The following is a 6,955-nucleotide window of genomic DNA, read 5'->3' as shown; positions in this document are numbered from 1 at the left end:
AAGTGTCAGACAAAATTAATTGACTGACACACCGCTATCGCGAGCAGGCTCACTCCTACATTTGACTGGGATGTCTGTTAGAGCGGGGCAGGCTCTTGAGTGGGCTTTGATTTGTCGATGCCGGGCACATGCAAGTTGCCCTCAGCCACTTGATCACCTTCAAGCTGCGGCTGCGTCACCCAGGTCAAAATGTCGTAGTAGCGACGAATGTTCGCCACAAAATGCACCGGCTCGCCACCCCGGGCGTAGCCATAACGCGTCTTGCTGTACCACTGCTTCTGCGACAGACGCGGCAGAATCTTTTTCACGTCCAGCCATTTGTCCGGGTTCAACCCTTCCTTGGCCGTCAGTTTGCGCGCGTCATCCAGGTGACCGCTGCCGACGTTATAGGCTGCCAGGGCAAACCAGGTGCGATCCGGTTCCTTGATCGAGTCGTCGAGCTGATCCTTCATATAAGCCAGGTATTTCGCCCCGCCCATGATGCTTTGCTTCGGATCGAGACGGTTGGATACGCCCATCGCTTGCGCAGTGTTCTGGGTCAGCATCATCAACCCGCGCACGCCGGTCTTCGAGGTAACCGTCGGCTGCCACAGCGATTCCTGATAACCAATGGCCGCCAGCAGGCGCCAATCGACTTTCTCTTTCTTCGCGTAGTTCTTGAAGTGCTGTTCGTATTTCGGCAGGCGCTGCTGCAAGTGCTGGGCGAAGGTCGTGGCGCCCATATAGCCGAGGACATCGACGTGGCCGTAATAACGATCCTTCAAGCGTTGCAGGGTGCCGTTTTTCTGCACCTTGTCCAGATACGCGTTGATCTCGTTGAGCAGACTGTTGTCTTCGCCCGGGCCGACCGCCCAGCTCTGGCTGCGCGCATCGCCGAGGTCGAAGGCCACACGAATGTTGGTGAAGTACACCTGATTCATCGCCACTTCGTTGGAGTCGACCAGGGTCAGGTCAATCTGCCCTTCATCGACCATGCGCAGTAGGTCGACCACTTCAACCGCATCGGACTCTTCGTATTCGATGCCGGGGAATTTCTTTTTCAGCTCCGCCAGTTGTTCAGCGTGGGTGCTGCCTTTAAGCACCATGATCTTCTTGCCGACCAGATCACCCGGATCGGTCGGCCGCGACTGGCCGTTGCGATAGATGATCTGCGGGGTGACTTCAAGGTAGGAGTGCGAGAAGCGCACCTGCTGCTTGCGCTGATCACTGCTGACCAGACCGGCGGCGGCCAGCACCGGGCCGTTGGGTTTGCCGATCTGGTTGAAGAGGTCGTCGAGGTTGTCGGCGGTCTCGATCTTCAGCTCGACACCCAAATCGTCGGCGAAGCGCTTCACCAGCTCGTATTCGAAGCCGGTTTCACCGCTGCGATCCTGAAAGTAGGTGGCGGGGCTGTTACGGGTAATCACCCGCAGCACACCATCCTCCTTTACGCGCTCGAGTGTGTTGGGTTTATCAACACAGCCACCGAGCATCAGGAAGAGTCCGGTTGCGATCAGCCATTTGGCGTACCGCGGACGCAAAGCCGTTGGGAAAAACATCTGCGCAGTATACGCAAACGGCCACGGGCGCCATATCTCGACAGTGCAGAGCGAGTCTGCTAGCGATCACAAAACCGAGCGAAACCCCATAGAAACGGGCCTTTACGGCTTTTTGTTACAGTAAAAATAAGCGGCCTCTGAACAGCTGATTTACCTGACTCTGAAGTCGGAAACACAGATTGATACCCGAGTGCAACCGTGCGTAGCGTTTCGGGTGATGTTGAGGGCGGTTTAGGCTAGAATGCACGGCCTCAAAGCACACCCCTTCCCGAGGCTGTCCCGAAGATGTTGATCCTGCGCGGCGCTCCTGCCCTTTCTGCCTTTCGCCACAGCAAACTCCTTGAGCAACTGAGCCAGAAGGTTCCAGCTGTCAGTGGCCTGTATGCTGAATTCGCTCACTTCGCCGAAGTCACCGGCGTCCTGACCGGCGACGAACAGCAGGTGCTAGCGCGCCTTCTGAAGTACGGCCCAAGTGTTCCGGTTCAAGAGCCGACCGGCCGTCTGTTTCTGGTGTTGCCGCGTTTCGGCACCATCTCGCCATGGTCGAGCAAGGCCAGCGACATCGCCCGCAACTGCGGCCTGAGCAAGATCCAGCGTCTGGAGCGCGGTATCGCCTTCTACGTGGCCGGTCAGTTCAGCGAAGCCGAAGCCCAGCAGATTGCCGACGTGCTGCATGACCGAATGACCCAGATCGTGCTGGCCAACCTCGAGCAGGCCGCCGGTCTGTTCAGCCACGCCGAGCCGAAGCCGCTGACTGCAATCGACATCCTCGGTGGTGGTCGCGCCGCGCTGGAAAAAGCCAACACCGAGCTGGGCCTGGCCCTGGCTGAAGACGAAATCGACTATCTGGTCGACGCCTTCAACGGCTTGAAGCGCAATCCGCACGACATCGAACTGATGATGTTCGCCCAGGCCAACTCCGAGCACTGCCGTCACAAGATCTTCAACGCCAGTTGGGATATTGATGGCGAGAACCAGGAAAAAAGCCTGTTCGGCATGATCAAGAACACCTACGTGATGCACAGCGAAGGTGTTCTGTCGGCTTATAAGGACAACGCCTCGGTGATCGTCGGCAACGTTGCCGGCCGTTTCTTCCCGAATCCTGAGACCCGCCAGTACGGCGCGGTGCAGGAGCCGGTGCACATCCTGATGAAGGTTGAAACCCACAACCACCCGACCGCGATCGCTCCGTTCCCGGGCGCATCGACCGGTTCCGGCGGCGAGATCCGTGACGAAGGTGCCACCGGCCGTGGCGCCAAGCCAAAGGCTGGCCTGACCGGTTTCACCGTTTCCAACCTGCAGATCCCGGGCTTCGAACAGCCGTGGGAAGTGCCGTACGGCAAGCCTGAGCGCATCGTTACCGCGCTGGACATCATGATCGAAGGCCCGCTCGGCGGCGCCGCGTTCAACAACGAATTCGGTCGTCCGGCCCTGACTGGCTACTTCCGTACCTTCGAACAGTCGATCACCACCCCGCACGGTGACGAAGTTCGCGGCTACCACAAGCCGATCATGCTCGCTGGCGGCATGGGCAACATCCGTGAAGAACACGTCAAGAAAGGCGAGATCGTCGTTGGCTCCAAGCTGATTGTTCTCGGCGGCCCGGCGATGTTGATTGGTCTGGGTGGCGGCGCCGCTTCCTCGATGGCCACCGGCACCAGCTCGGCGGATCTCGACTTCGCTTCCGTGCAGCGTGAAAACCCTGAAATGGAGCGTCGTTGCCAGGAAGTCATCGACCGTTGCTGGCAACTGGGCGACAAGAACCCGATCAGCTTCATCCACGACGTGGGTGCGGGCGGTTTGTCCAACGCCTTCCCGGAGCTGGTCAACGACGGCGACCGCGGTGGCCGTTTCGAACTGCGCAACATTCCAAACGACGAGCCGGGCATGGCCCCGCACGAAATCTGGTCCAACGAATCCCAGGAACGTTACGTTCTGGCCGTCGGCCCGGAAGACTTCGAGCGCTTCCAGGCGATCTGCGAACGTGAGCGTTGCCCGTTTGCCGTTGTTGGTGAAGCCACCGCCGAGCCGCAACTGACCGTGACCGACAGCCACTTCGGCAACAACCCGGTGGACATGCCACTGGAAGTGTTGCTGGGCAAAGCCCCGCGCATGCACCGTTCGGTGGTTCGCGAAGCGGAACTGGGTGATGACTTCGATCCGTCGAACCTCGACATCAGCGAATCCATCGAACGTGTTCTGCATCACCCGGCCGTGGCCAGCAAGAGCTTCCTGATCACCATCGGCGACCGTACCATCACCGGCCTCGTGGCCCGTGACCAAATGGTCGGCCCGTGGCAGGTCCCAGTGGCTGACGTTGCCGTCACCGCGACCAGTTTCGATGTCTACACCGGTGAAGCGATGGCAATGGGCGAGCGCACTCCGCTGGCACTGCTGGACGCTCCTGCGTCGGGCCGCATGGCCATCGGCGAAACCCTGACCAACATCGCTGCTTCGCGCATCAACAAGATCTCCGACATCAAACTGTCGGCGAACTGGATGTCGGCTGCTGGCCACCCGGGCGAAGATGCACGTCTGTACGACACCGTGAAAGCGGTCGGTATGGAACTGTGCCCTGAGCTGGGCATCACCATTCCGGTGGGCAAGGACTCGATGTCCATGGCCACTCGCTGGAACGATAACGGCGAAGAAAAAACCGTGACCTCGCCGATGTCGCTGATCGTGACCGGTTTCGCGCCAGTGGCTGACATCCGTCAGACCCTGACCCCGGAACTGCGCATGGACAAGGGCACCACCGACCTGATCCTGATCGACCTCGGTCGCGGGCAGAACCGTATGGGCGCTTCGATCCTTGCTCAGACACACGGCAAGCTCGGCAAACACGCACCGGACGTCGATGACGCCGAAGACCTGAAAGCCTTCTTCGCGGTGATCCAGGGCCTCAACGCCGACGGTCACCTGCTGGCTTACCACGACCGTTCCGACGGTGGTCTGCTGACCTCCGTGGTGGAAATGGCCTTCGCCGGCCACTGCGGTCTGAGCCTGAACCTCGACAGCGTTGCTGAGTCCTCGGCAGAAATCGCTGCGATCCTGTTCAACGAAGAACTGGGTGCAGTGATCCAGGTTCGTCAGGACGCCACGCCAGACATCCTCGCGCAATTCAGCGCGGCCGGTCTGGGCGACTGCGTGTCGGTGATCGGTCAGCCGATCAACAATGGCCAGATCAACATCACCTTCAACGGTGACACCGTGTTCGAAGGCCAGCGTCGTCTGCTGCAACGTACCTGGGCTGAAACCAGCTACCAGATCCAGCGTCTGCGCGACAACGCCGACTGCGCCGAGCAAGAGTTCGACGTGCTGCTGGAAGAAGACAACCCGGGCCTGAGCGTCAAGCTCAGCTACGACGTCAACCAGGACATCGCCGCGCCTTACATCAAGAAAGGCATCCGCCCACAGGTTGCCGTGCTGCGTGAGCAGGGCGTCAACGGTCAGGTGGAAATGGCGGCGGCGTTCGACCGCGCAGGTTTCAACGCGATCGACGTGCACATGAGCGACATTCTCGCTGGCCGTGTCGACCTGAACGAGTTCAAAGGTCTGGTGGCGTGCGGTGGTTTCTCCTACGGCGACGTGCTCGGCGCCGGTGAGGGCTGGGCCAAGTCGGCGCTGTTCAACAGCCGCGCCCGCGATGCGTTCCAGGGCTTCTTCGAGCGTAACGACAGCTTCACCCTCGGCGTGTGCAACGGTTGCCAGATGATGTCCAACCTGCACGAGCTGATCCCGGGCAGCGAGTTCTGGCCGCACTTCGTGCGTAACCGCTCCGAGCAGTTCGAAGCGCGCGTGGCGATGGTGCAGATTCAGGAATCGAACTCGATCTTCCTGCAAGGCATGGCCGGTTCGCGTATGCCGATCGCCATTGCTCACGGTGAAGGTCACGCCGAGTTCTCCAGCGAAGAAGCACTGCTGGAAGCCGATCTGTCGGGTTGCGTGGCGATGCGTTTCGTCGACAACCATGGCAAGGTCACCGAGAAGTATCCGGCTAACCCGAACGGTTCGCCGCGCGGGATTACCGGTCTCACCAGTCGTGATGGCCGTGTGACGATCATGATGCCGCACCCGGAGCGTGTGTTCCGCGCGGTGCAGAACTCGTGGCGTTCGGAAGACTGGAACGAAGACGCACCTTGGATGCGTATGTTCCGTAATGCACGCGTCTGGGTGAACTAAGGCCTGTGTACAAGCTGGCGTTTTTTGTTCCTGACAGTCATGTCGAGGTGGTCAAAGGGGCTGTGTTCGCTGCGGGTGGTGGGCGGATCGGTGACTATGACCACTGTGCGTGGCAGGTGCTTGGGTCTGGTCAGTTTCGGCCTTTGGACGGTAGTCAGCCGTTCGTTGGTGAAGCGGGGCAGGTTGAGCGGGTTGAGGAATGGAAGGTTGAGCTTGTGGTGGCGGATGAGTTGATCGTGGCTGTTGTGGCTGCGCTGAAGCTCAGTCATCCGTACGAGACGCCGGCTTATGAGGTGTGGCGGCTGGAAGATTTCTGATCTTTCTTGCTGCTTAAACAGGAAACCCGCAGATGAGTGATTGTCTGCGGGTTTTTTGTTGCCTGCGATTTGCTTTTCTGTAGGAGTGAGCCTGCTCGCGATGGCACCCTGACAGGCGACCATGCTCTGGCTGACTGAGTGAATATCCGTTTCTTCGGGGGCTGCGGCTGGCGGTTTCGCCCTTACGGCGACTCACTTTTTTACAAACGCCTAAAAAAGTAAGCAAAAAACGCTTGCCCCAACGTTCGGCCCGCTCGCTAAAGCTCGGGGTTCCTTCGCTCCGGAATTCATCCGGGCGCATCGCCTCCGGTTTGCTTCGCTGCACCTCCTCTCGATGCATTTGGCTACGCCAAACGGTCGCTGCGCTCCCACCCCCGGATAAATCCCTCCACTCAGCCTGCCGACGGGGCCGGTGGATCAAGATCAAAAGCAGGCGAGCTGACACTCGGCCTATTGAGTGGTGAAGAGCACGGGGTGTTCGGCTTTTGATTTGTGTTGGAGCTGCCCCTCACCCCAGCCCTCTCCCGAGGGAGAGGGGGCCGATTTTTGGGCTTTTCAGGATCTGAATTCGACTCGGTATTTCACGTCAGCGTAGATCCACCAAACACCCCGGTCAGTCCCCTCTCCCTCTGGGAGAGGGCTAGGGTGAGGGGCTTTTGATCTGTTTGAGAATCTGAGTTCGACTCGGTATTTCACGTCGGCGTACATCCACCAAACACCTCGATCAGTCCTCTTGCCCTCTGGGTGAGGAGAAGGGTGAGGGGCTTTTGATCTGTTTGAGAATCTGAGTTCGGCTCGGTATTTCACGTCGGCGAACATCCACCAAACACCTCGGTCAGTCCCCTCGCCCTCTGGGTGAGGGGAGGGTGAGGGGCTTTTGATCTGTTTGAGAATCTGAGTTCGGCTCGGTATTTCACG

At 59.4% G+C, this 6,955-nt stretch carries 3 protein-coding genes; 2 read left to right on the top strand and 1 reads right to left on the bottom strand.

From position 1 onward, the window contains the following. Positions 1-77: 77 nt before the first annotated feature. A complete protein-coding gene (gene mltF, locus ACW9IR_RS28120) occupies positions 78-1,538 on the bottom strand; it encodes a membrane-bound lytic murein transglycosylase MltF (protein ID WP_102900605.1) in 1,461 nt (486 codons plus the stop codon). A gap of 285 nt (positions 1,539-1,823) precedes the next feature. Between mltF and purL the strand changes: the two genes are divergently transcribed. Together purL and ACW9IR_RS28110 are read left to right on the top strand one after the other, a co-directional pair. After that, the gene (gene purL / locus ACW9IR_RS28115; protein ID WP_457465879.1) at positions 1,824-5,720 is read left to right on the top strand and encodes a phosphoribosylformylglycinamidine synthase; all 3,897 of its coding nucleotides are present in this window, start codon (positions 1,824-1,826) and stop codon (positions 5,718-5,720) included. A gap of 5 nt (positions 5,721-5,725) precedes the next feature. Then, positions 5,726-6,037 carry a Nif3-like dinuclear metal center hexameric protein gene (locus ACW9IR_RS28110; protein ID WP_110719097.1) on the top strand — a complete coding sequence of 104 codons (312 nt, stop codon included), beginning with the start codon at positions 5,726-5,728 and terminating at the stop codon, positions 6,035-6,037. Positions 6,038-6,955 lie beyond the last annotated feature (918 nt).

It is taken from the genome of Pseudomonas sp. SDT291_1_S447, assembly GCF_054070155.1.
Note: the sequence above shows the minus strand (reverse complement) of the source record. Positions and strands in the feature narration are given on the sequence as shown.

Coding starts and splice junctions, on each gene's coding strand:
- mltF (WP_102900605.1), bottom strand. CDS start 1,538: ATGTTTTTCCCAACGGCTTTGCGTCCGCGGTACGCCAAATGGCTGATC.
- purL (WP_457465879.1), top strand. CDS start 1,824: ATGTTGATCCTGCGCGGCGCTCCTGCCCTTTCTGCCTTTCGCCACAGC.